Source organism: Oscillibacter ruminantium GH1, assembly GCF_000307265.1.
GTDB classification, from domain to species: domain Bacteria; phylum Bacillota; class Clostridia; order Oscillospirales; family Oscillospiraceae; genus Oscillibacter; species Oscillibacter ruminantium.
In genome coordinates this window covers 1-21,314 of the sequence record NZ_DF158896.1, presented here as the reverse complement: position 1 = coordinate 21,314, position 21,314 = coordinate 1, and the positions used below count along the sequence as shown (strand labels likewise).

The following is a 21,314-nucleotide window of genomic DNA, read 5'->3' as shown; positions in this document are numbered from 1 at the left end:
CCAGTCCTTCCCCTGTGAAGTGAGCCGCTCGGATGTATACCCCTGTTCCTCAAGCTGCTGTTTCAGCCGTTCGCTTGCTTTGTGTCCGGCTTCATCGTTATCCAAGCATAGCGAGACCTGCCGGAGCTGCGGGTACTGTTCCAGCATCCACAGCATTGCCTGATCGCCGACGCCGCAGAGGGACACATAGCTGTGCCGCTGCCAGTCCTGTGGGTGCAGGGTGATAAACGACAGCATATCCACCGGCGCTTCAAAAACATACAGATGCTCACTTTCGCCAAGCCAGTGAAAGCTGTGCCGGGGATCGCAGCCGTCCACATTTCCTTTAAACGCCTGCCCCAAGGTGTAAATTCCGCGCTTGTGCGCATGACGGGCAACTCCGTTTTCATCCAAGCCCACAAACACGGCGTTATGGTATTCCTTCATGCCATCCTTCGATTTTTCGCAGCTTTCATAGAGGAGCTTCTTCTTTGCAAAGAAGCTGACCACCTCCCGGCCGATGTGCCGGGTTTTTACCAGATAGGCATAGGCTCGGCGCATATCCGTATGCGCCGGTGGGAGCGCAAAGGGCTTTTTCGGCTCCTGCTTCTTTTCCTGCGCCGGTCTGTAAATCTCGCCCTGCTCACCGCCCAGCAGTAGAGTGACGGCTTCGGGATAAGAGCATTCGTAGAACTTCCGCACGAAATCAATGGCATACCCGCCGCTCTCTGCGGAGTGATCGTACCACTCGTTTCCCCGGACAGTGATACTGCGGTCAGAAGCCAGCCGCTTATCCCGACCGCTGGAGATCAGCTTCTCGCCCTGCCGCTGGAGAAAGTCCACAAGGTCCACATTATTGGCACGGTATTTCTGGTCATCCGTAAAATGCACATATACACCCATGGGCGTACCTCCTATCTATGGCGAGTGCCGATTCTATGAAAAAAAGCCGCCCTTTTTACAGGACGGCATTGGCTTTGGAGCAATTTTCCCTTGATGGGTGGCTGTTTGATTTTCTTTTTCTGTTTCTTCACGGTTATCCTCCAATCGTTATAATGACATGGTTTGCTCATGGTCATCCCTCGCATGGCCCTGCGCCTGCTTTTTCTCACGAAGCTTGCGGAGGAGCTTGCGGTCGGTTCGCTGACCGGGCGGTTTCAGCGGCGGAGCGTTGTCCGCAAAAACACGGCTCATGTGATGCAGGAGCCGTGTTCCCGCCAGCAGGACAGAGGGGTCTTTGAAATCGTCCATATGGTCGAGGAAAAACTGAGCGTAAATGTTGCCCTGCTCTGCCGATAAGGTAAACCAGCGGACAGCAGTTTCCTTGTCCTTCGGAACATCCTTTCCCATCAGATACAGCTTGCCGAGGGTGTATTGCGCATACTGATTTCCCTGTTCAGCGGCAGCCGTCAGAAATTGCAGGGCAGTCTGAATATCCTTTGGCATATCCTCGCCCATAAGATAAATCTTGCCCAGCCGGTACTGTGCAAACTGATTACCCTGACCGGCAGACCGTTTCAGGTATTCCAGAGCTTTGGGGACATCCTTCGGAACATCCTCCCCCTTGAAGTAGAGGACGCCGAGGGCATATTCAGCAAATTGGTTCTTTCTGTCGGCGGCAAAGGTCAGCCAGAGAATGGCGGACTCCACATCCTTCAGCACGCCCTCACCGCCAAGATACAGCTTGCCGAGCCGGTATGCAGCAAAGTCATTGTCCTGTTCTGCCGACATTGTATAGAGCCGTATCTGGACGATTTTGGGGATGTGATGCAAAGAGCAAGGCGAACCCTTGAAGCCGGGTTCGCCTTGCTCTACAAATGGGAACTTATGAACAAACCCTATTTCTCCCCGATCGCTTCGCAGCATACAGTGCCGTGTCTGCCTTCTCCATAAGTTTTTCAATATCCTGTATGGTTTCAGGGTATGACGCAACTCCTATTGAAATAGTAATTTGAATTTGCACACCTGTAGATAATGTGAAAGAATGATTTTTAACAGCATCTTTTATTCGTTCCGCTATTTGCATTGCCCGCGGGTAGGCGCAATCGGGAAGTAGCACTGAAAATTCTTCACCGCCATTTCTGGAAACTTCATCAAAATGCCTGCAGTTTTCAGATAATATTTTCCCCAACTCTTTCAATACAATATCCCCCTCCATGTGTCCGTAGGTGTCATTAACTTTTTTAAAAAAATCAATATCCACCATTAACAAAGAAAGGCTTTCTTCCTTATTAAGAGCATTTTTCATGGTGCTGTTAAAAACAAAGTCAAATTGTCTAACATTATTTAGACCTGTAAGAAAATCCTTGGTAGATTCCTTCTGTAGTCTATTAAATAATCTGTTTGCGGCAAGGCTGTATTTAATGTACCAATATATTATTGCTGAAACTAAGCAGAACGAAATCCAATATATAGATATTATTATAAGAAAGTCACTTCTGTTTCCCAGTATTAGAAAAAGTGCTATGGTTGCAACAACTAAAACATAAATTATTGAGTAAACCCACTTTCTCCATGTTTTAATATTACGCCTCGCTATGTACCAACAGCCAAAAGAATTTAAGACTGCTGCAACAACTCCTATAAGGGAAGCGATGTTAACCCCAAAGTATGCTACTCTAAAAACAGCGATTAGTGCAGTGGTAATAAAAATAGGTATAGGCCCCCCGAAAAGTGCTGATATAACTATGGCTATATTTCTAAAATCAATAATTGTATTGTCATTGACTTTGACGCTAAACAGCATGAGAAAGCAGCCCAAAGTACCTAATATCGTTCCAATAATGATTTTTGTCCTTAGACTATTATTTTCTTCATAATTATGCTTTTTTGCGACTTGGCCTCCTAAACTTATGAAACTTATGAGAATGGTCATATTTATAAATAGGTCTTTTATCACAATAAACCCTTCCTTATTTTAAATTAAATATTTTACTCGAAAATCCACCTTATATGTACAATGTGTCTTAGCTACCGTTTTGCAAAGATTTTGCACGGTAGTACTTTTTTCTAATTTTACCATAGTAAAGAGCTTGTTTCAATTGACTAAACAGAAAGGAGAAGAGCAAGATGAAAATTAAAATTCGCTCACCATCTTTTTGCAAGGATACCCTGGACGATTTTGGGGATGTGATGAAAAGAGCAAGCTGGCTCCTTATCTTGTGGGACCGGCCTGCTAATCTTTATTATTATAACCCATCAAAATATTTAAGTATATAGTTTGTATTTTTGCCTCCAGTTCACAAAATTATTAATCAAAACTATAGATTGGCAGCTTTTTTAATTATTTCAAAAAGTTATTGACATATGACATAAACGGGGTATAATAAGAATAGATGGCATATGCCACAAACCATAAGGAGGTGAATATTATGCCAAGAAGGGATGGAACCGGCCCAATGGGTGCGGGATCAATGACTGGAAGAGGATTAGGGCTTTGCACAGGTGCTAATGTAGTAAAGTACGGAGCTGGTCTCGGAATGGGATTAGGCCTTGGACTTGCTTGCAGACGCGGTTTCGGTCGCGGTTTTGGTAGGGGTTCTGCGATTAATCAGACCTCCTCAAAAACACAAAAAGAGCTGCTGAATGAACAGAAAGCCATGTTGCAAGATCGACTTGAAGTTATTGAAAAGCAAATGGAGAACCTATAACGGGCATCAGGGATAACCGGAGGACGCTCTGGTTATTTCTGATTAGGATGGAGGTGATGAATTATGGCGAGACCGATGAAGTGGAGAAAAGTTTGCTGTTTGCCTGAAAGCAATAGATTTGGGCCTCTTGATTCACCTGCCGACACAGAAAACCATGTAAACATGACTGTAGACGAGTATGAGACCATAAGACTTATCGATTTGGAAGGCTTTACTCAAGAAGAGTGTGCCAAGCAAATGAATATTGCTCGTAGCACTGTTCAAGGCATTTACATTGAAGCCAGAAAAAAGCTGGCTGAATCTTTAGTAAATGGAAAGGTGTTACTGATTGAGGGTGGCGAATATCGGCTTTGTGAAGGGTTGGGGAATGGTTGTGGTCGCGGCTGTCATAGGCATAGGCGTGGTCGATGCTTTACAGATGACACGGATCGAGGTGGTTGATTATATATTCAGAAAAAGTAATTGAGCATTTTATGTGTCCGCAAAATACTCATAGTATGCCCGATGCAGATGCCGAGGGAGACTACGGGGATCCTTCCTGCGGAGATTATTTGACCGTTTATTTAAAGGTAAAAGATAATCGTGTAGATGAAATCAGCTATCTTGTGTTTGGCTGTTGTGCTTCAATTGCAACATCCAGTATGACATCGGTATTAGCAAAGGGTAAAACCTTAGAGGAAGCATTGAATATTACGGAAGAAGACATTATCCAGGCTTTAGATGGACTTCCTGAAAATAAGGTTCATTGCTCAAATTTAGGTGTGAGTGCGCTACGCAACGCAATTGAGAATTATTTAAACAAAAATAGAACGGAGGATTCTTATGAAAATAGCAATTCCAGTAGATGAGAAAACCTTGGAGTCGAATGTATGTGTGTCATTTGGACGTACTCCCTATTTTCTTATTTACGATGTAGAAACTAAGGAAAGTATATTTATTGACAACAGTGCAGCGGCAAGCACAGGAGGTGCAGGGATTAAAGCTGCACAAATAATAGTTGATAACAAAGCAGATGTTTTACTCACTCCCCGCTTAGGAGAAAATGCTGCTGAAGTGCTAAAACCCGCTGAAATCAAAATTTATAAAACGATAACCGGTTCAGCCAAAGATAATATTGATGCTTTTATAGATGGGAAATTACCTTTGCTGGATGAATTTCATGCCGGATTTCACGGGCACGGGGGCAATTAATATGAGAATAGCTGTGCTAAGCGGCAAGGGCGGCACAGGAAAAACACTGGTATCGGTGAATTTAGCTGCGGCAGCGAAAGCATCCACATATATAGACTGTGATGTAGAAGAGCCGAATGGACATCTGTTTTTTAAGCCTGAAGGGGTTCAGGTGGAAGAAATATCAGTAAAGATTCCAAAAGTTGATCATGAGTTATGCAATGGATGTCGAAAATGCGTTGAATTTTGCAACTTTAACGCCCTTGCCTATATTAAAAACAAACTGATTGTCTTTGACGATGTGTGCCACTCCTGCGGTGGCTGTATCTTGGTTTGTCCTGAAAGTGCACTAACAGAGAAAGCAAAGGTTATTGGCAAAATTAAAAAAGGGGTTTCTGGCGAAGTGGCGGTATGGACAGGAGTATTGAACACCGGTGAAGCTACGGGTATTCCTATCATAAAAAAGCTACTTGAGGAAAGTTCGGAAGTAAATAAGCAAACATTTATCGACTGTCCACCAGGAAGTGCTTGTATCGTGATGGAGAGCATCAAAGATGCGGACTATTGCATACTGGTGGCTGAGCCGACATTGTTTGGTGTTCATAACCTCAACATGGTATACGAACTGGTCAAGTTATTTAACAGGCCATATGGGGTGATTCTTAACAAATGTTTGGAAGGAGAAAATCCTGCTGAGAAGTTTTGTTTGGAAAAAAATATTAAGATTTTAGGCAGGATTCCATTTGACAATGAACTTGGAACCTTGAACTCAAATGCGGAAATCGCCGTTAATAAAAATGAGGAATACCGGGAATTGTTTTCTTCTCTGCTTAACAAGGTGACAAAGGAGGTGCAGCATGAAACAACTACTAATCCTTAGCGGTAAAGGCGGAACCGGAAAAACGACAATAGCAAGTGCGTTTATAAAGCTTGCTGATGCCAAAGCATATGCGGATTGTGATGTAGATGCGCCTAACCTGCACCTCATTACCGGATGGAGTGTTAAACCTGCAAGAACAGATTATTATGGGCTACCAAAAGCAGATATAGATCCGGAACTTTGCATTAAATGCGATCAGTGTAGGCAAAACTGCCGATTTGATGCTATTTCAATAGATGAAAAATACAAAGTGGATCCTTTCGCATGTGAAGGCTGCGGCGTTTGTGAGTATGTTTGTCCTGTGGAAGCGATAACTATGAAACCGGCAGTGGCCGGGGAATTAATGCTGTATTCTGATGGAGAAAAAGTTTTTTCAACAGCGCAACTAAAAATGGGCAGTGGTACCTCCGGAATGCTTGTAACTGAGGTGAAAAAGCAAATGAAGGCGACAGCAGCTGATGCGGAACTTGCCATTATTGATGGATCTCCCGGAATAGGCTGTCCTGTCATCGCATCACTTAGTGGTGTGGATATGGTTTTGATAGTCGCAGAACCTTCCATATCAGGTATCAGCGATATGGAGCGCATTATAAATACGGCAGCAAAATTCGGAACAAAGACAGCGGTATGTATCAACAAATACGATACTAACATTGAGAATACAGAGAAGATTGAAGAGTTTTGTAAAAAACAAGCGCTGCCCTTTATTGGCAGGATACCCTTTGACTCTAACGCGGTCAAAGCGATTAATAATGGTCAAACCGTTGTAGATATAGACTGTATATCGGGTACGGCGGTTAAAGAGGTTTATCACAAAACAATGAATCTACTCTTTGAAAAAGGTGGTGGCTAAAGTCATGCTTATTAAAACTTTGGTTGAAAACACCTCGATATCAAAAGACTTTGGCAGCGAGCATGGCCTTAGCCTGTATATAGAAACAAAGAAACATAAAATATTGTTTGATGTGGGCGCAAGCGAGCTGTTTCTTCAAAATGCAAAAAAGCTTAATGTGAATATTGCTGATGTTGACTTTCTTGTGATTTCGCATGGACACTATGACCACGGCGGAGGGCTAAAAACCTTTTTGAAAGAAAACACAAAAGCCGAGGTATTTCTACATCGTCTCGCTTTTGAAAAGCACTATGCTATTCGCCCAAATGATGAATTGGAATTTATCGGTCTTGATGAAGAACTGAATCAAAACAAACAAATTATTCTCACGTCAGACCGTTTCTTTATTAACAGTGGAATCCAAGTATTCTCTAATATCGTCCAAAACGAGCCACGCCCAAAATCAAACAGTGGTTTGCTCAAGGAATATAAGGGGCAAACGATAGATGATATCTTTGCACATGAACAAAACCTCGTGGTAGAGGAAGACGGGAAAACCCTATTAGTAACAGGCTGCGCTCATAATGGCATCATAAATATACTTGAGCATTTTCACACGCTAAAAGGTCGAATGCCGGGCTATGTGATAGGTGGATTTCATCTTTCCAGCCGCTCAGGCGGAAACGAGGACTCTAAAATGATAGATAGAATTGGTAAATACCTAATGGATACAAAAGCAAAGTTTTACACTTGCCATTGTACAGGTGTCGAGCCTTATAAAAGGCTTAAAGCTATTATGGGTGATAGCATCGATTATCTGTCAGCAGGCAGTGAAATTGTAATCTAAATAAAAGGAGCAAGATTATGAGCGAAAATTGCAATCAAAGCTGTAGCAGTTGTTCGGAGGACTGCGCAGAAAGAAAAGAACAAAAAACAGATTTCTCCGAGAAGCTGCATGAGATGAGCAGTGTAAAAAAGGTTATTGGTGTTGTCAGCGGCAAAGGCGGTGTCGGAAAATCACTTGTTACCTCAATGCTTGCAGTTACAATGAATAGAATGGGCTATCATACCGCTATTCTAGATGCGGATGTTACCGGACCTTCTATTCCTAAGGCATTTGGAATCAAAGAAAAAGCTAAAGGCAGTGAGTTCGGCTTATTCCCTGTTAAAACGAAGACCGGGATTGATATCATGTCTGTTAATTTGCTTTTAGAAAACGATACTGATCCGGTTGTCTGGAGAGGGCCGATTATTGCCGGCACAGTAAAACAGTTTTGGACAGATGTTATTTGGAGCGATGTAGATTTTATGTTCATTGATATGCCACCGGGCACCGGCGATGTTCCTCTTACGGTATTTCAGTCTATTGCTGTTGACGGAATTATCGTTGTGACGTCCCCACAGGAGCTTGTATCCATGATTGTATCAAAGGCTGTCAAGATGGCAGAGATGATGAATATTCCCATTATCGGCCTGGTGGAAAACATGTCCTACTTTAAATGCCCTGATAGTGGAAAGGACTATCAGATATTTGGCGAAAGTCATATTGAAGAAATTGCCGAAAAACATAATTTAAAGGTTCTTGCTAAGTTACCTATCGACCCAAAAATTTCGGCTGCATGTGACAAGGGTATGATAGAGCTTTTCGATGGCAATTGGTTTGAGCCGGTTGCAAAAATCTTAGAAAAAATGGAGGAAAACTAAAATGCTGAAAATTGCAGTAGCAAGCGAAAATGGAATGGTGACTGAGCACTTTGGACATTGCGAAGGTTTCATGATTTTTGATACTGAAAATAATCAAATCATCAAAAGCGAAACCGTTGCTAACCCCGGGCATAAACCCGGATTCTTGCCTAACTTTCTTGCTGATCGTGGTATCAATGTCATTATCAGCGGTGGTATGGGCGGAGGTGCGGTTGAGATTTTTAATGAAAGGAATGTTGAAGTTGTAGTAGGAGCTTCTGGCGACGCCAAAACTGCTGTTGAGAACTATCTAAAGGGCGACCTCAAGACAACCGGTTCCGTTTGCCATGAACATCAGCATCATGATGAATGCGGCGAATAGAAAACATTGAACACAAGGATATAATTGCATTATAAAAAGACTACCCTGTTGAAAATAAATCAGCAGGGTTTGTTTTTTTAAATTATAAAATATCACTATCCTTATGCAAGGATACTCTGGACGATACTGGGGATGTAACGGAGAATAGGAAAACGAGGCTGACAAACGCCAGCCTCGTTCTTTATAGTTTGTTGTCAGCGATTCGCTCTCTCAAATTCTCAATTTTAGAGCGGATTGCTTTTATAGTACGTTCAAAGTCCACATCGCTTTTGCCGGTTGGGTCATCTAACCCCCAATCCTCCCTGTGCATACAGGGCAAAAAAGGACACTGCACATTGCAGCCCATGGTCACCACGATATCCACTGGGGGAATCTCCTCCAGCAGCTTACTGCGCTGAGTTCGCTCCATGTCGATGCCATAAATCTGCTTCATCAGCCGCACAGCATCCTGATTGATTTGCGGCTTTACTTCCGTTCCGGCAGAATAGCTTTCAAAGACATCAGACGCAAGGTACTTGCCCAGTGCTTCGGCAATTTGGCTGCGGCAGGAGTTGTGTACGCAGATAAATGCTACTTTAGGTTTGCTCATACTGGAAACCATCCTTTCGTTTTGTTGGCGATTTTTACAAGCAACAGCATCACCGGCACCTCGGTCAGCACGCCAACTACGGTGGCAAGAGCCGCCGGTGAAGTAGTACCAAACAATGCAATCGCCACAGCGACCGACAGTTCAAAGAAGTTGGACGCGCCAATCATCCCCGCAGGGGCGGCAATATCATGGGGCAGCTTCAGCCATTTGCAAGCAAAATAAGCGATGAAGAAAATAAGGAAAGTTTGCAAAACAAGCGGCACAGCAATGAGTAGAATGTGCAGCGGATTATTCAAAATCACATCACCTTGGAAGGAAAACAGCAATACCAAAGTGAGCAGCAGACCAATGCTGGTGGCATTATCAAATTTATGGACAAAGGTGTTTTCAAAATACTCTGTGCCCTTGCGATTTGTCACCAGCACACGGGTCAGAATACCGCCCGCAAGCGGAATGACTACAAATAAAATGACCGATAAAATCAGCGTGTCCCATGGCACGGACACGTTGGAAACGCCCAGTAGGAATTTCACAATCGGCACAAAGGCAACCAGAATAATCAAATCGTTGGTTGCTACCTGTACTACGGTGTAGGCAGGGTTTCCTTTGGTGAGCGTGCTCCAGACGAACACCATCGCTGTGCAGGGTGCCGCACCCAAGAGTACTGCACCCGCCAGATACTCCTTGGCGAGGTCAGGGGCAATCAAGCCCTTAAAAACCACATAGAAAAATAGCGCGGCGATACCGTACATGGTGAACGGCTTGATGAGCCAGTTTGTCACCCATGTGACGAATAACCCCTTTGGGTTTTTCCCCACATTTTTGACGCTCTGGAAATTCACCTTCATCATCATGGGATAAATCATCACCCAAATGAGGATGGCGACCGGAATAGAAACTCTGGCATACTCAAAACGGCCTAAAAATGCAGGAACGGCAGGTAAAAGTTTACCAATTAAAACACCTGCCGTCATACAGAGAGCAACCCACACGGTCAGGTATTTTTGAAAGAAGCCAATGCTTTGTGATTTTTCCTTTGCCATAAATTTACCCCCGTACTTTTTGCAGGATTTTAACGACCTCGTCCTTTTTTAAAACCTTTCCAAAGGAAACGACCTTGCCGTCCACAACCAATGCAGGAGTTGTCATCACACCGTAAGCAGCGATCTGTGTAAAGTCTGTCACATGGTCAATGGTGGCATCCATGCCAAGCTCTTTGAGCGCTTCCAAGGTAGCCGCTTCCAGTTGATTGCACTTTGCACAGCCCGAGCCAAGCACCTTGACGGATGAACCGCTCACTTTTGCTTCTTCGTCAGCTTTCTTTGCGGCAATTTCGGAGGGCTTGCACATTTCCCCGCAACCACACTGCACCAATTCTTCCTCTGCATTTTTCTTTTTACCAAAACCAAACAATGCCATAATAAAAACCTCCTTAAATTCATGATTAGAAACCTGAATATAACAAATAGAAACCGATGAGCAGGATCACCGCGCCCATGACGATTTTCAAAATAGCGCTGGCTTTTCCATACTTCTCGCTTTGGGAGAGCTTTTGGGCAAAGCCCATGGAAGGCTCCGCAATCACGGCGAGAATGCCGTGCCCAATGAAATAGAGCAGCAGTAGCAAAACACTCCATACAAGGCTGCCCGCCGTGGCCGCAAGGATACCCAAAACCGTAAAGGTCAATCTCGGCAATGACGGCGAAAATCAAAAGTGGAATAACTGTTTTTATATCCTTTGTTTACTCATCCGCAAGTACCTTCAGGGCAGCAACCGGTCTTCACAGCTTTTCCCTCAAAGAAGTTTTTGAGATTTTCTGGAAGTGAATACTCGCCGCAGTCACAAACGGGCTGCACCATGCCGAGCACAGCTCTTAGAATTCCTTCGGCCAGCATGGCTTTGGGCGGTACTTCATAGGCTTGACCTTTGTATGCAAAGGTACGACAGGTCACATCGGTTCCGCTGATTTCACCACAGCAGCCGCAGGTGTTTTCCGCAACAGGTCCGCAGATATCCTGCCCATTTACACGAATGGTGGGCGACGCAAGGAATCGGTAGTGCTCCGCCAGTTCTTTTGTGGCGATCTGTACCTTTTGAAGCCGCATGGTATATCCGGCAGTCTCCAGAGCGGGCGCGATACTGCCCAAAACTTCTTCCAGTACCGCATCGGCGCCGATACAGCGGTCACAGGTATTGAGATCAAGATAGAGATATTCCACAAGCACAGCCTTGGAGGAATCCTCCTCACAAGCCCCGCCGCGGCAGCAATCTACGCTTTTTTTTGCACTGCATTCGCCGTTTGGCGGTGTCCAGCCAGTATCGTCGCCTACATAGGAGATGGCGCCTGCCGGACACTTGTTGCCGCAGCCGTGGCAACGGTCAATGCAGTTTCCGGGTTGCATCACCACAGGGGACGGGGCTTTTGCTTTGTTATAAACACTGTGGGAGCAAAAATCCACGCAGGTTCCGCATTCAGTGCAAGCAAGATAATCGATGACTGGATACCAGTTTTTAGCCATTCTCTTTCCCTCCCATTAAACCAGTAGATACTGGAAAATATTAAACAGATAGCCAACAATGATAATGCCGATGGTGCAGATGGCAATAAATGTGCCCAACAGCTTCGGCTTTACCGCCTTGCGCAGCATGATGATGGAGGGCAGGGAAAGCGTTGTGACTGCCATCATAAAGGAGAGAACCGTACCAAGCTGCGCGCCTTTGTAGAGCAGCGCTTCGGCCACCGGAATCGTGCCGAAAATGTCAGCGTACATGGGAACGCCAAGCAGAGTTGCCAGCACTACCCCAAAAGGATTATTGCTGCCAAGCACCATCTCAATCCAGCTTTCAGGAATCCAGTTGTGGATGATAGCTCCGATGCCCACGCCAACCAGAATGTACGGCAGAACTTTTTTGAAGGTTGACACCACCTGATCCTTGGCGTAAATGACACGCTCTTTGCGGGTTAAGTCAGGCGATTCAATATCTACGCCGCTTGCCGAGCGAATGAATTCTTCCACATAGTTTTCCATGTGAAGTTTTTCAATCAGCGTACCGCCAACGACCGCGATAACCAGGCCCACAACGACATAGACGATAGCGACCTTTGTGCCAAAGATGCTCATGAGCAGAACGAGCGACCCGAGGTCTACCATGGGTGAGGAAATCAGAAAGGAAAAAGTCACGCCAAGGGGCAGTCCGGCACTGGTAAATCCAATGAACAGAGGTATGGAGGAGCAAGAGCAAAAAGGCGTTACCGTGCCAAGCAGTGCTGCCATGATATTTGCCCACACGCCGTGAAAGCGGCTCATAATTTTCTTGCTTCGTTCCGGCGGGAAGTAGCTTTGAATGTACGAGATGATGAAAATCAGCACGCAGAGCAGTACGGTGATTTTTAGTACATCATAGATAAAGAATTGAACGCTGCCACCAATTCGTCCTGTTACATCAAGACCGAACAACGAGAGCAGATTACCGATTAGGGCGTTGAGCCATTTCATTCCAAGCACTTGGTCTTGAAAGAACAGCCACGTATTTTGAAGGATCTCCATAGGGTAAGCGCCTCTCTTTCTTAAATTCAATAGTCATATCAAAAAAACTTGATATGTTGTGCCGAATAAAAGCCATCTTCCATCAGATGGCCGTTATTGATTGCAACAACGAGTATCTTCAGCGGTTGCATTGGGGGTGGTAATTGCTTTTAACAGGAGCATGGCCTCGTGGCTGCCCTGTTCACTGATTTTATAATGTGTCCATTTGCCTTCCTGTCTGCTTTCGACAATACCCGATTCACATAAAATCTTCATGTGATAGGACAAGGAGGACTGACCGATTTCCATTTGATCAATGAGCACGCAGGCGCATTTTTCACCGCTGCGCAGCAGTTCCAAAATGGCAAGCCGCTTTTCATCGCAAAATGCCTTAAATACATTAGCGTTCTTCTCCGGAGTAAGCTCCAACGTTTATCACCTCACATCAAATTATCTTGATATGATATAGTATATGCTTCACATCAAAAAATGTCAATATGAAAGGAAGCGCTGTTTATGAAAATTAAAATCCGTTCACCGACCTAATGCAAGGATACTCTGGACTATTCTTGGCATGTAGACAAAGCAAGAGCCGTTGCGTCAAGTAAGATGCAACGGCTCAAATTCGTGATAAGTCAGATTTTATTGTGTAGGTGAAGTTAAACCACTAACAGAGGGTGTGCTCATACCCTTACACAATGTTTTCACCCAAAATAATTTTTGGCATAGTGGTTAAGCATCTGTTCCATCGCTTGTAAAAATGCTCTAACCCTAACTTTGACACCCTTGCGTGAGTTTCTTCATCTCTAACAGTCCAATGTAAAACATAAGTGACTTTGCCTACATTGCGTGTGAGGCGAACAGGCAATGCCCCTTCTTTAACGGCATTAAAATCTGTTTGGCGGTGGGTGCGTTTGATATATCTAACTTCAATAACACCATCCTGCTCCATATAAAAGGCGGCAACCTCTTTCATAAGTTGCTCAATTTCCTCTTGCTTTTCAATCTTTGCCTCATAGATACAAATTTCATTAAACATTTATTGCACCACCTCACACATTATATAAATTATATAAAACTTGCTCACCGAGCGTTAATTTCCCATGCTACCGTTTCACAAAAGTTTTACACGGCAGATATATAAAGTGAGTTTACCATAGTAAAGCGGAACTTTCAATTAAACAAATATGAACAATGGAAAGGACACAGATACTATGAAAAAGTCCGTTCGCCATCCTTTTGCAAGGATACTCTGGACGATTTTGGGCATGTAGATATATCAAGAGCCGTTGCATCTAAGTAAGGTGCAGCGGCTCAATTTCGTGGCAAGTCAGATTTGATTGTGTAGATGAACTTAGTCACTAATAGAGGGGTTTCTCATTTGGTTCGTTCAGAATATTCATGAAGTAAAATAGGCAATAATGCTTTGCTCCATTGATTTGATCAGAACAATCTTTTCCCATCTGAAATATCAATATCGAGCTCTTTTGCCACACTGTTTTGCTTAAATGGATTTATTTTTTCCACTACACCGTCACGTTTGAAAAGTGAGCCTGTATTCTTGAACCAAAAGGTTACATCTGCTTTTACGCATTGTTCACGGATATTAAGTACCCAATCATAATCGCACATACGGGCTTCTCGTCCTGTTTCGCCGCCAACAGTAACATGGTCTACTCCATGAAGATAGGGTGTTAAATCAATCGCTTCTAAAAGTGGGGAGCAAGCAATAAAACGCCGCTTAATCGGATAGGATAAAAAGAGTGGGAGTCTGTAATCGGCTAATTCTTGATTTTCGACAGTACAGCCAATATTCACATTGTCATAGCCTGACCCCCAATCAGACGGAAGCGATTGGGGGAAGCGGTCAATTCGCTTTGTCAAAATCAAAAAATCAATATCTGTTCTTTCTTTGATGATTGCCCAAACTTCTTTACGCCACTCATCCGCTTCGGGTAGGAAAAAGTCAGTCGCAAAGCAGGTTGCAAGAATTTTGTTTCCTTTAATGTTGTATTCGCCCTTTGCATTTTGCCTTACAGGCCAATCAAATTTATCTGTTTTTTGTATTGTGCTTTGACCATAGCGTTTTGCATACGGTCCATAAAAATAGCAATTTGTACAGCCATCACTTATTTTGTAACAGCCTGTCCATGGCTCCCAGTTCATAGTGTTCCTCCTCTTGGATGGGTGAAGCCGATGATGGCAGAAACGCAACCGCTTGTCAAACGCAGCGTTTGAACGTCACCGTCTGTGCCTTCATGGAGATCTTACCCACCTCGTAGCCGTAGGCGGGCAGTTCCTTCTTGAAGGTTAAAAAGGCGTGGTCGATAGGAAAGTCCAGAATCTGTTCAATCTCGGCATAGGTCAGCGTGAAGCTGTTTTCCGTGTGTTGACCTATCGCCTTCCAAAGCGGATCATATTTACTCATTGCCCGTCTCCTCCGATCTTGTTTGGAATAAAATAGCGGCTTTGCTTCACCAAAGCCTAACGCATACTGGTTTACGACTTCAAGGGGAAACATTGTGCGCTTAGCAACTTCTTCTTTCGACATGCCCTGATTCAAAAAGCGTTTGATTACCGTATTCATATCCTCTGCAATCTCTACAATATGCTTATCGGGGTCATATACTCGAATGTCACGCTGCCCCCACGGGTATTCCTTTATTTCATGCACCCATTGTAAGCCGGATATGCTTTTCATTTCAATATACACCTTATCCAAATCGTCTACTTCAAAATAGACTTGAAAGTTATGTGACTGCTCTTTCACGCTATCGACTGACACACCGACGAGTTCGGCATATCCTTGTTGCAGAGAAAAACCCTCAAAGGTTACATGCACGCCAATATCCATGACCGCATTCTGATGAATCACATTTTCATAAAAATGCTTAGAAGCGGATATATCTTTAACCGCTAAAAGACAACCTTGATATTTCATTTTTCAATCCCCCTTTGAGGATATTGTATCGTATATCTCTGTTCCGTCATAGTAAAAATCAGACATTGTTTTCAGATAGGCTTGAGGTGAAACACCGCTTATAGCCTTGAAATCTTTATCAAAATGGGCTTGGTCAAAATATCCGGCTTGTTGCGACAATGCCGCAAAGAAGCAAGGCGATGTTTGAATGTGCTTTAAGACATAGTTAAAGCGGGTTAGGCGTGCAAAATCCTTAATATTCATTCCAATTTGGGCAAGAAACAAGCGATTTAATTGTCGCTCACTGTAACCCGATTGCCGGGCGACTTCTTTCACTTGTACTTGTCCATGGCTATCAGAAATCACGGTAGACGCTAATAATAAAGCGTCGGAAATAACGTGCTTTTCCATACGCCTGTATAAAACCTCTTCACAAACATTTGCCAAATCTGTTGCGGTTTTAGACATTACAAAAGCCTGATGCAGCGAATAAAATAGCTCATAGTCAATATCCGCAAGCGAAAGGCGTTTATCAGCAAACTCAGCTTGGCTTTGGCGTGTGATTTGATACAAACCATAGGGCGAAAGCTGGATCAGCAGCAGGACATGATAACTGTTTGGTTCCATCCCTAACAAAACAGGTGTCAGGGATGCTCCCCATAGTTCAGCAATGACAGCGGTTCCATCAAAGGCAAGCGTCAATGTTCCGCAAGCGTTAGGCATAAGCGTATATTGTGCCATGAACGTATCATTTTCTGGAAACACGATATTGTAATATAGAATATATTTTCGTAGCCCTACATGTGAGGGAAACATATTGAATTGCTTGTCGTTTGTAGTAATCAAATCGTTCCCCCTTATTTTCAAAGTGACGTTTTCATTATGTTTATCCGCCGAATCCAAATCAAGCAAATATAAATACACCCTTTCAGGGCAATTTTTTCTTCACTGTCATTTCAAAATAGTTTTACTCAGTAAATATATGAAATAAGTTTACCATATCTTCGTTGCTCAGAAGCACTTGCGTATCAGGGATTTCTATCTCCATGCACACCTGCTGTGCACGATAAGTACAAAACTCTACTCGCCTCAGGTCCGGGCGTTTGTGCTTCCACTCCAGTGTGTGCCATGCCCACACGGGATATTTGACCCCGTCAGGTGGCGCGCCAATGCGCAGGCGCATCTGCTCAGACAACCAATCATAGGCGGGGCCAAAACTGGATTCTGTAAGTAGCTGCGCTTTTTCCGGGTCACAGCGATAGACATACCCGCCTTTTAAGGCTTCATAGATGTGTGCAGGCTGAATGGTCCACAACCGCATATTGTTTTCCCCTCCGCAGATAGAAGTTTAAAAAACAGGGTGTCTAGCTCCTCTGCCATGTCCTCTGTGGACTCGTCCAACCGCCATTCGATGACATCCCGTGGGCAGTCAATTTTCAGATAGCCCTCCGCCCAGCGCAGGTTGAGAAAGCGCACATCGTAGTCGCTGTCCGACAAGGCAAAGCCCCACGCGCGACTGCCCGACTCGGCGGCATATAGGATTTTAACCTGCTGGGTTCGCTCGATTTCCAACAGTTTTTGCTGGATCAGTTCTTGCATGTTGCCTTGCCTCCCTTCTTATTCCGTGGATTTAAAATTATAGATTGGCTTAATGCGGTCGACGATCTCCGCCGTGGGCGCAATTTGCGCCACGATTTCGTCCATGGGCTTGTAGGCCATGGGAGATTCGTCCAAGGTGTCTGCCACCACGCAGGTGGAGAAGATGTCGGACATCTGCTCCTTGTATTCCTCCATGGAGAGGCGGTCGAAGGCGTCCTTGCGGCTCATAAGCCGCCCCGCTCCGTGAGGCGCGGAGCAGTTCCAGTCCTCGTTGCCTTTACCCATACAGATAAGGCTTCCGTCCCGCATGTTGATGGGGATGAGCAGCTTTTCGCCCTGCTTGGCCGATACCGCGCCCTTGCGCAGAATCATTTCCTCGGTGTCAATGTAGTTGTGGATGGTGGTGAAGCGCTCGACAGCGGTGAACCCCATGCCGGTGAGCAGCACCTCCATCATGGCCTGACGGTTGAGGACGGCAAAGCGCTGGATCAGCTTCATGTCGTGGATATAGTCTTCAAATAACTTGCCCTCCACATAGGACAAATCCTTGGGCATGGGCGTAAGCATGGCCCGCTGTGATTTCAGCTTCTTGATGGTCTTGTGGATTTCCTTGGTGTTCCCCTCGGCCTTCATGCGGGCAATGGCCTTGTCCAACTGGAAGCGGGCATTGCCGCAGAGGGCGTGAAAGCCCTCCTCCTGATAGTATTTCGCCACCTCTTTGCCAATGTGGCGGCTGCCGGAGTGGATCACCACATAGAGTGCGCCATCTTCACCCCGGTCCACCTCAATGAAGTGGTTACCACCGCCCAGAGTGCCGATGCTGCGCCAGGCACGCACTAGATTCACTTGGTTTGCACAGCGCAGCTCAGTCAGGTCTATTTCCTTGTTGAACTGGTGCTCGGTATCCCGAATCTCCCGCCCACAGGGAATCTCCCGGCGAATGAGGGCGTCCAGTGCGGCCAAGTTAAGCTCCTTTTCAGCAATACACACCGTCTCCACGCCGCAGCCGATGTCCACGCCCACCATGCCGGGCACCACCTTGTCGGTGATGGTCATGGTAGTGCCGATGGTGCAGCCCATCCCGGCGTGGACATCCGGCATGATGCGAATTTTGCAGTCGGCAAAAGCGCTCTGGTCGCAGACGGCCTTGATCTGTCCCGCCGCCGCTTTTTCCAGCATGTCGGTATAGCAAACGGCGCTGTTGTAAGCGCCCTGTACGGTAATCATGTGATAGTTCCTTTCATAATGCCCGCCAGTTGTCCCAGCAGGTCGCCGGTGCCGCTGACGGTGATGTTGCCTACATTCTCGCAGATTTTCTCCAGGCACTCCATCTCCTTGAGATGCAGCAGCGTGGGATTTTCCTCCATGAGTTTGGCGGTGTTCAAGAGGCTGCGGGTGGAGGCTACTTCTTCGCGGCGGGTGATGACATTGGCCTGAGCCCGCTTTTCAGCAATCAAAACGGTATTCATGATTTCCCGCACCTCGCCGGGAAGGATCATGTCCTTGACGCCCGCATCGAAAAAGGTGACGAAGCACTGTTCTTCCCGGGTTTTCAGCTGGGCCAGAACAAAATCAGCCAGTCTTTCTTTGTTCTCCAGCAGTTCATCCAGGCGGCTGCGCCCGATATACTCCCGCAGAGCCAGCTGGGCCAGTACCCGAATCTGCTCCTCGTAGTCCTCAATCTCAGTCATGACCTTGACGAAGTCCACGATACGATAGCGGCATACGAAGTTGATGCGCACAGCCACCTTATCCTGCGTCAGCATTTCCTGCCCCTGAACGTTCATTTGCAGCAAGCGGGTATCCACGAGAGATACTTCCACCTTGGCGCCGTTATTCCAGAAGAAATAGGTGCCGGGCTCCAGCAGGCGGACAAATTTTCCACCCACACTCAGGCGGCCTTTTTGGTAGGAGAGTACCTCCGCCCGCTTATAGAGGGCGTCGGGCATTTTGGAAAACAGGGCGGCGGGCAGCTCGGCAGGAGCCATAGGCTCCCGGATGTCCACCGTGCGGAACTCGTGGCTCTGGCTGATGGCCCAGAAGGCGTACCGGCCGCTGGTGAGGGCCTCCTGAAAGCGCCCGTCTATGTAGTGCAGTGCAAGAGTCTCGTCGGCTACCTCCGTCACGGTCAGCTGCTTGGCCAGTACCGGGTCCGCCAGCAGGGTATCCAGACCGCAGTTCACCACACACAGGGGATAAGTGTCTACCGGCATCCGCTCCACGTCGTAGCCCCGCCCCAGCAGGACATGCTTTCCGGGCTCCAGAGTACGGAGGTACTTGCCGTTTTTGAAGAGGAAGCCTCTCTCGTTTTCATTAATAATTATTTTCATGATGTCTCCATCCTTTCTCGTATGGAAGCTGTACCCGCCCCACGCCACGGGGCGGCGGAATTCTTGAGGCAGGCGGCGCAGCAGCGGAAGCATTTGCTTTGGCCGGAGCGCGGCGTTGCCGGTATCCGAATTCCGGCAGAGCCGGGTGGCGTCGCCCTTATCCCCCATGCAGCGCGCGATGGGCAAAAGGACTGGGGATTGGGGTACAACTTCTGTTTTTAAGACAGCTTAACAGGCTGTGGCGCATTACTGCGCAAATGGGATTTGAACCCACGCCTTTCGGCGCTGCCAAAATCGGGAGTCGAACCCGCGCCCGAAGGCTTACCACTGCCTCTCCTCCGGCATACCCGGTACTGCAGCGCAGTGGGCACCGCGGACGGTTTCAATGTCCCGCATAGGATTTGAGGCACTCTCAGCATATCAGCCCCACAGAAGAAAATCATGGAAAAAAAGTTGCGAGCTCTTTTAGAGCCCGCAACTTGTCTGTTTTTGCAGTCGGTATTTGATTTGTTCGATAAAGGAGTCCGGAGCCACTACCCGAAGCATGGGGCCAAAGGAGAGTACCCGGATGAGCAATTCTGTTTGGTCCTCCCGGTCGTAGCGCAGGGTGAGACGATAACGCCGATTTTCCAGCCGCACCGTCTCCTTTTCCAGATGGGAAAAGTGCAGCATCACCCGCTCCAGGGCGTTGCGCTCATCGATAAGCTCCAGCACCAGCGTCTCGGTGCGGGGCTGCGGCGGATGATAAGCTTTGGGGGAATAGGGCTCCAACAGTTCGCAGCGGGTCATCCGGCCTAAATTGACGGTAACACTGTTTGCACCCCCGGCTGTGAGCAGGCGGAACTTATCATCCTTGGCGGAATACTCTAACCGGTAAGGGACGCAGACCCAGCGACACAGGCAACCATGCCGCCCCGCAAACTCGACTCGCAGCTTGCGCTTTTCCCGCAGGGCGGTGAGCACAGTCTGAAAGCACTCTAGCAAACACATTATGAATTACGCAATGTATGTAGGATATAGAAATGCGAAAGCCATACAAGGTTTCCAGTATAGGTCCTTTTAGAGCTTTCTTCGAAACAATTGAGTTTTGTGTTTACAAAAAATAGGTCGGGAAGCGTGTAATCTTCCCGGCCTATTTGTATACCCCAAAAATAAAAGCACAAAAAAATCCTTAGAACCTGAACGTTCTAAGGATTTTTCTGGAGCTGCTACCCGGATTCGGACCGGGGACCTCATCCTTACCAAGGATGCGCTCTACCAGCTGAGCTATAGCAGCATTTATGGCGACCCGGAACGGGCTCGAACCGTCGACCTCTAGCGTGACAGGCTAGCGTTCTAACCAACTGAACTACCGGGCCATATTTGCGGCTCGACAACGTACGAATTATATCACATACAACAGCCGTTGTAAAGACTTTTATGGCAGGGGCAGAAGGACTTGAACCCTCGGCACGCGGTTTTGGAGACCGCTGCTCTACCAACTGAGCTATACCCCTATCTCGCTTGTGGCTCCCCAACAGGCGAAACCATAATTGGTGGGCCTTCGGGGACTCGAACCCGGGACCGATCGGTTATGAGCCGACTGCTCTAACCAACTGAGCTAAAGGCCCGATTCAACTTAAAGAGAAATATTGCCGCCACCTAGTGGCGGCAATACGCTCTTTTGGCTCCCCCTGTTGGACTCGAACCAACGACAACGCGGTTAACAGCCGCGTGCTCTACCAACTGAGCTAAGGAGGAATATGCAAAACTCTGACTTTTACAAATCAGAG

At 46.3% G+C, this 21,314-nt stretch carries 27 protein-coding genes, 5 tRNA genes and 1 pseudogene; 9 read left to right on the top strand and 24 right to left on the bottom strand.

The features are described 5' to 3' along the window. From ON16_RS00230 to ON16_RS00220, 3 genes and pseudogenes are all read right to left on the bottom strand, one after another. Nucleotides 1–882 (bottom strand): DUF3991 and toprim domain-containing protein (locus tag ON16_RS00230; protein WP_040658459.1); only part of this gene is annotated, 882 nt, incomplete at its 3' end. A 147-nt stretch (nucleotides 883–1,029) separates the two neighbouring features. Then, nucleotides 1,030–1,728, bottom strand: a pseudogene (locus ON16_RS00225) (tetratricopeptide repeat protein); the annotation flags it as partial. 76 nt (nucleotides 1,729–1,804) lie between these two features. Further along, nucleotides 1,805–2,878, bottom strand: coding sequence for a GGDEF domain-containing protein (locus tag ON16_RS00220; protein WP_040658457.1), 1,074 nt, complete (start codon nucleotides 2,876–2,878; stop codon nucleotides 1,805–1,807). A 472-nt stretch (nucleotides 2,879–3,350) separates the two neighbouring features. Between ON16_RS00220 and ON16_RS00215 the strand changes: the two genes are divergently transcribed. From ON16_RS00215 to ON16_RS00180, 9 genes are all read left to right on the top strand, one after another. Then, entirely contained in the window at nucleotides 3,351–3,629 is a 279-nt protein-coding gene (locus tag ON16_RS00215; RefSeq protein ID WP_040658456.1) for a DUF5320 domain-containing protein, read from the top strand. Between the two features lie 63 nt (nucleotides 3,630–3,692). Beyond that, a complete protein-coding gene (locus tag ON16_RS00210) occupies nucleotides 3,693–4,070 on the top strand; it encodes a DUF134 domain-containing protein (RefSeq protein WP_040658455.1) in 378 nt (125 codons plus the stop codon). Further along, entirely contained in the window at nucleotides 4,067–4,477 is a 411-nt protein-coding gene (locus ON16_RS15240) for an iron-sulfur cluster assembly scaffold protein (protein WP_081579544.1), read from the top strand. The genes ON16_RS00210 and ON16_RS15240 overlap by 4 nt, the downstream gene beginning before the upstream one ends. Continuing rightward, complete coding sequence (locus ON16_RS00205) at nucleotides 4,452–4,820, top strand: NifB/NifX family molybdenum-iron cluster-binding protein (protein WP_040658454.1); 369 nt, start codon at nucleotides 4,452–4,454, stop codon at nucleotides 4,818–4,820. The genes ON16_RS15240 and ON16_RS00205 overlap by 26 nt, the downstream gene beginning before the upstream one ends. A gap of 1 nt (nucleotide 4,821) precedes the next feature. Next, nucleotides 4,822–5,679 (top strand): nucleotide-binding protein, encoded by an 858-nt coding sequence (locus ON16_RS00200; RefSeq protein ID WP_040658453.1) that lies wholly within the window; start codon nucleotides 4,822–4,824, stop codon nucleotides 5,677–5,679. Beyond that, complete coding sequence (locus ON16_RS00195) at nucleotides 5,657–6,532, top strand: ATP-binding protein (RefSeq protein ID WP_040658452.1); 876 nt, start codon at nucleotides 5,657–5,659, stop codon at nucleotides 6,530–6,532. The genes ON16_RS00200 and ON16_RS00195 overlap by 23 nt, the downstream gene beginning before the upstream one ends. Then, the gene (locus ON16_RS00190) at nucleotides 6,522–7,358 is read left to right on the top strand and encodes an MBL fold metallo-hydrolase (RefSeq protein WP_369384296.1); all 837 of its coding nucleotides are present in this window, start codon (nucleotides 6,522–6,524) and stop codon (nucleotides 7,356–7,358) included. Before ON16_RS00195 ends, ON16_RS00190 begins: the two co-directional genes overlap by 11 nt. Nucleotides 7,359–7,375: 17 nt before the next feature. Further along, entirely contained in the window at nucleotides 7,376–8,215 is an 840-nt protein-coding gene (locus tag ON16_RS00185) for an Mrp/NBP35 family ATP-binding protein (protein ID WP_040658451.1), read from the top strand. Between the two features lies 1 nt (nucleotide 8,216). Continuing rightward, nucleotides 8,217–8,576 (top strand): NifB/NifX family molybdenum-iron cluster-binding protein, encoded by a 360-nt coding sequence (locus tag ON16_RS00180; RefSeq protein WP_040658450.1) that lies wholly within the window; start codon nucleotides 8,217–8,219, stop codon nucleotides 8,574–8,576. Between the two features lie 181 nt (nucleotides 8,577–8,757). On the opposite strand, the gene ON16_RS00175 is transcribed toward ON16_RS00180, so the two are convergent. The 21 genes from ON16_RS00175 to ON16_RS00075 all read right to left on the bottom strand — a co-directional run bounded on the left by ON16_RS00175 (nucleotide 8,758) and on the right by ON16_RS00075 (nucleotide 21,282). Then, nucleotides 8,758–9,165: an arsenate reductase ArsC gene (locus tag ON16_RS00175; RefSeq protein WP_018213998.1), complete on the bottom strand. Its 408-nt coding sequence runs from the start codon at nucleotides 9,163–9,165 to the stop codon at nucleotides 8,758–8,760. Continuing rightward, nucleotides 9,162–10,208: an ACR3 family arsenite efflux transporter gene (gene arsB / locus ON16_RS00170; protein WP_018213997.1), complete on the bottom strand. Its 1,047-nt coding sequence runs from the start codon at nucleotides 10,206–10,208 to the stop codon at nucleotides 9,162–9,164. The genes ON16_RS00175 and arsB overlap by 4 nt, the downstream gene beginning before the upstream one ends. 4 nt (nucleotides 10,209–10,212) lie before the next feature. Then, complete coding sequence (locus ON16_RS00165; protein ID WP_040658449.1) at nucleotides 10,213–10,584, bottom strand: thioredoxin family protein; 372 nt, start codon at nucleotides 10,582–10,584, stop codon at nucleotides 10,213–10,215. A gap of 25 nt (nucleotides 10,585–10,609) precedes the next feature. Then, nucleotides 10,610–10,861 (bottom strand): hypothetical protein, encoded by a 252-nt coding sequence (locus ON16_RS00160; protein WP_139104090.1) that lies wholly within the window; start codon nucleotides 10,859–10,861, stop codon nucleotides 10,610–10,612. Nucleotides 10,862–10,911: 50 nt separating this feature from the next. Next, a complete protein-coding gene (locus tag ON16_RS00155) occupies nucleotides 10,912–11,685 on the bottom strand; it encodes a DUF2703 domain-containing protein (RefSeq protein WP_033117739.1) in 774 nt (257 codons plus the stop codon). Between the two features lie 15 nt (nucleotides 11,686–11,700). Then, on the bottom strand, nucleotides 11,701–12,714 hold the full coding sequence (locus tag ON16_RS00150; protein ID WP_020072878.1) for a permease: 1,014 nt from the start codon (nucleotides 12,712–12,714) through the stop codon (nucleotides 11,701–11,703). A gap of 93 nt (nucleotides 12,715–12,807) precedes the next feature. Continuing rightward, a complete protein-coding gene (locus tag ON16_RS00145; RefSeq protein ID WP_018213992.1) occupies nucleotides 12,808–13,122 on the bottom strand; it encodes an ArsR/SmtB family transcription factor in 315 nt (104 codons plus the stop codon). A gap of 262 nt (nucleotides 13,123–13,384) precedes the next feature. Then, nucleotides 13,385–13,732, bottom strand: a complete 348-nt coding sequence (locus ON16_RS00140; RefSeq protein ID WP_018213991.1) for a hypothetical protein — start codon at nucleotides 13,730–13,732, stop codon at nucleotides 13,385–13,387. Between the two features lie 404 nt (nucleotides 13,733–14,136). Further along, nucleotides 14,137–14,859 carry a DUF5131 family protein gene (locus ON16_RS00135; RefSeq protein ID WP_040658448.1) on the bottom strand — a complete coding sequence of 241 codons (723 nt, stop codon included), beginning with the start codon at nucleotides 14,857–14,859 and terminating at the stop codon, nucleotides 14,137–14,139. Nucleotides 14,860–14,914: 55 nt separating this feature from the next. Further along, nucleotides 14,915–15,634: a VOC family protein gene (locus tag ON16_RS16300; RefSeq protein WP_369384126.1), complete on the bottom strand. Its 720-nt coding sequence runs from the start codon at nucleotides 15,632–15,634 to the stop codon at nucleotides 14,915–14,917. A 3-nt stretch (nucleotides 15,635–15,637) separates the two neighbouring features. Then, nucleotides 15,638–16,525: a helix-turn-helix domain-containing protein gene (locus ON16_RS00125; protein WP_243441732.1), complete on the bottom strand. Its 888-nt coding sequence runs from the start codon at nucleotides 16,523–16,525 to the stop codon at nucleotides 15,638–15,640. Between the two features lie 55 nt (nucleotides 16,526–16,580). Then, nucleotides 16,581–16,934 (bottom strand): DUF3841 domain-containing protein, encoded by a 354-nt coding sequence (locus tag ON16_RS00120; RefSeq protein WP_051131436.1) that lies wholly within the window; start codon nucleotides 16,932–16,934, stop codon nucleotides 16,581–16,583. Beyond that, entirely contained in the window at nucleotides 16,889–17,212 is a 324-nt protein-coding gene (locus ON16_RS00115) for a DNA polymerase beta superfamily protein (RefSeq protein ID WP_040658446.1), read from the bottom strand. The genes ON16_RS00120 and ON16_RS00115 overlap by 46 nt, the downstream gene beginning before the upstream one ends. An 18-nt stretch (nucleotides 17,213–17,230) precedes the next feature. After that, nucleotides 17,231–18,439: an RtcB family protein gene (locus tag ON16_RS00110; protein ID WP_040658445.1), complete on the bottom strand. Its 1,209-nt coding sequence runs from the start codon at nucleotides 18,437–18,439 to the stop codon at nucleotides 17,231–17,233. Beyond that, nucleotides 18,436–19,542, bottom strand: coding sequence for a slipin family protein (locus ON16_RS00105; protein WP_040659752.1), 1,107 nt, complete (start codon nucleotides 19,540–19,542; stop codon nucleotides 18,436–18,438). The genes ON16_RS00110 and ON16_RS00105 overlap by 4 nt, the downstream gene beginning before the upstream one ends. Nucleotides 19,543–20,007: 465 nt before the next feature. Next, entirely contained in the window at nucleotides 20,008–20,532 is a 525-nt protein-coding gene (locus ON16_RS00100) for a WYL domain-containing protein (RefSeq protein ID WP_081579543.1), read from the bottom strand. A 210-nt stretch (nucleotides 20,533–20,742) separates the two neighbouring features. After that, nucleotides 20,743–20,818 (bottom strand) — tRNA-Thr (locus ON16_RS00095). A 5-nt stretch (nucleotides 20,819–20,823) separates the two neighbouring features. Next, a tRNA-Asp gene (locus ON16_RS00090) sits at nucleotides 20,824–20,900 on the bottom strand. A gap of 62 nt (nucleotides 20,901–20,962) precedes the next feature. After that, nucleotides 20,963–21,038: transfer RNA gene (locus tag ON16_RS00085), tRNA-Trp, on the bottom strand. 37 nt (nucleotides 21,039–21,075) lie between these two features. Continuing rightward, nucleotides 21,076–21,152: transfer RNA gene (locus ON16_RS00080), tRNA-Ile, on the bottom strand. 54 nt (nucleotides 21,153–21,206) lie between these two features. Then, a tRNA-Asn gene (locus ON16_RS00075) sits at nucleotides 21,207–21,282 on the bottom strand. Nucleotides 21,283–21,314: the final 32 nt, after the last annotated feature.

Coding starts and splice junctions, on each gene's coding strand:
- ON16_RS00210 (WP_040658455.1), top strand. CDS start 3,693: ATGGCGAGACCGATGAAGTGGAGAAAAGTTTGCTGTTTGCCTGAAAGC.
- ON16_RS00165 (WP_040658449.1), bottom strand. CDS start 10,584: ATGGCATTGTTTGGTTTTGGTAAAAAGAAAAATGCAGAGGAAGAATTG.
- arsB (WP_018213997.1), bottom strand. CDS start 10,208: ATGGCAAAGGAAAAATCACAAAGCATTGGCTTCTTTCAAAAATACCTG.
- ON16_RS00150 (WP_020072878.1), bottom strand. CDS start 12,714: ATGGAGATCCTTCAAAATACGTGGCTGTTCTTTCAAGACCAAGTGCTT.
- ON16_RS00205 (WP_040658454.1), top strand. CDS start 4,452: ATGAAAATAGCAATTCCAGTAGATGAGAAAACCTTGGAGTCGAATGTA.
- ON16_RS00180 (WP_040658450.1), top strand. CDS start 8,217: ATGCTGAAAATTGCAGTAGCAAGCGAAAATGGAATGGTGACTGAGCAC.
- ON16_RS00105 (WP_040659752.1), bottom strand. CDS start 19,542: ATGAAAATAATTATTAATGAAAACGAGAGAGGCTTCCTCTTCAAAAAC.
- ON16_RS00155 (WP_033117739.1), bottom strand. CDS start 11,685: ATGGCTAAAAACTGGTATCCAGTCATCGATTATCTTGCTTGCACTGAA.
- ON16_RS00140 (WP_018213991.1), bottom strand. CDS start 13,732: ATGTTTAATGAAATTTGTATCTATGAGGCAAAGATTGAAAAGCAAGAG.
- ON16_RS00195 (WP_040658452.1), top strand. CDS start 5,657: ATGAAACAACTACTAATCCTTAGCGGTAAAGGCGGAACCGGAAAAACG.
- ON16_RS00135 (WP_040658448.1), bottom strand. CDS start 14,859: ATGAACTGGGAGCCATGGACAGGCTGTTACAAAATAAGTGATGGCTGT.
- ON16_RS16300 (WP_369384126.1), bottom strand. CDS start 15,634: ATGAAATATCAAGGTTGTCTTTTAGCGGTTAAAGATATATCCGCTTCT.
- ON16_RS00215 (WP_040658456.1), top strand. CDS start 3,351: ATGCCAAGAAGGGATGGAACCGGCCCAATGGGTGCGGGATCAATGACT.
- ON16_RS00115 (WP_040658446.1), bottom strand. CDS start 17,212: ATGCAAGAACTGATCCAGCAAAAACTGTTGGAAATCGAGCGAACCCAG.
- ON16_RS00100 (WP_081579543.1), bottom strand. CDS start 20,532: ATGTGTTTGCTAGAGTGCTTTCAGACTGTGCTCACCGCCCTGCGGGAA.
- ON16_RS00175 (WP_018213998.1), bottom strand. CDS start 9,165: ATGAGCAAACCTAAAGTAGCATTTATCTGCGTACACAACTCCTGCCGC.
- ON16_RS00120 (WP_051131436.1), bottom strand. CDS start 16,934: ATGCGGTTGTGGACCATTCAGCCTGCACACATCTATGAAGCCTTAAAA.
- ON16_RS00185 (WP_040658451.1), top strand. CDS start 7,376: ATGAGCGAAAATTGCAATCAAAGCTGTAGCAGTTGTTCGGAGGACTGC.
- ON16_RS00200 (WP_040658453.1), top strand. CDS start 4,822: ATGAGAATAGCTGTGCTAAGCGGCAAGGGCGGCACAGGAAAAACACTG.
- ON16_RS00110 (WP_040658445.1), bottom strand. CDS start 18,439: ATGATTACCGTACAGGGCGCTTACAACAGCGCCGTTTGCTATACCGAC.